This is a genomic window from Petrocella sp. FN5, from assembly GCF_029210395.1.
Classification (GTDB): domain Bacteria; phylum Bacillota; class Clostridia; order Lachnospirales; family Vallitaleaceae; genus Petrocella.
Genome location: NZ_JARGDP010000204.1, coordinates 1 through 954, shown reverse-complemented (window position 1 = coordinate 954; position 954 = coordinate 1). Strand labels below are relative to the sequence as shown.

The 954-nt window shown below is 32.5% G+C and carries 1 protein-coding gene; it reads right to left on the bottom strand.

Going from position 1 to position 954, the window contains the following annotated elements:
- Positions 1-729, bottom strand: a 729-nt coding sequence (locus P0N36_RS15500; RefSeq protein ID WP_275843795.1) for an MBL fold metallo-hydrolase, incomplete at its 3' end; no start/stop codon positions are given.
- Positions 730-954 lie beyond the last annotated feature (225 nt).

Genomic DNA, 954 nt, shown 5'->3' with positions numbered 1-954 from the left:
ATTGCTTTTTCTCTCTAAGTTTTTCAAGTTGGTCATATGTATGTTTTGCTTATTTTCATTCTTAAAGGTCATAGGCTTTCCTGACTTAAGCGTTTTAAGGTAGACGATGGTTTCATCTAACATATGCTTTTCTATGTGTAAAGTATGAGAGGCCGTTATTTTCTTGGGATTTAGAGATTTATAGTTTACTAATGTTGCTATATAGGTCTCTAAGTCCTGCGCTTCGACGTAAATTAGAGGCTCTTCTAAGTTGTCACCTGCAATAAGTAAACCTGACTCATAATCGAATAAGGATATACTATCCGTTGTATGACCTGGCGAGTGAAACAATAAAATACCATCTTCCCATTCTAATCGATCTTCAAATGTTATATTCGGCAATACCATCTGAACATTACCCATTTGATACTTTTCATTTCTTGACACTTGTTTATGCCACTGGTCTCTTATCAAAGACTTGCACATACGATGACTTATGATTTTTTTATCCTTAAATGCCCCATTACCCCATATATGATCCCAATGAAAATGTGTGTTAATGACCACCACTTCTTTTGTATTCATAGATGGAAACGTTTTAATTATAGGGAACATGGCTTCTGGCCCACAAAAAGTGTCTACTACATAAACACGTTCTTCTTTTTCTATTACGTATATACTCGTATCAAAGCCTTCCAAATCATCAAATGTAAAGGCTGTTGTATTTTTATTTAATTTTTCCTGTTTCATAGGTCACCTATTAGAATCTTTCTTCTTTTTCTTCTTCCTTCTGTTCTTAATTTTACCATAACTATTTAGTTTTGACACTTTAACCTGGTTAAAATGACATAACTTAGTTTCTCTAATTTGCTTACAATCTATAGTTACGTTGATACTTTCATAACTATGGATTGTATGCAAAAGTTCAACTATTAATTTTGACACTTTAACCTTACATTATGATTTTTGTGTTTT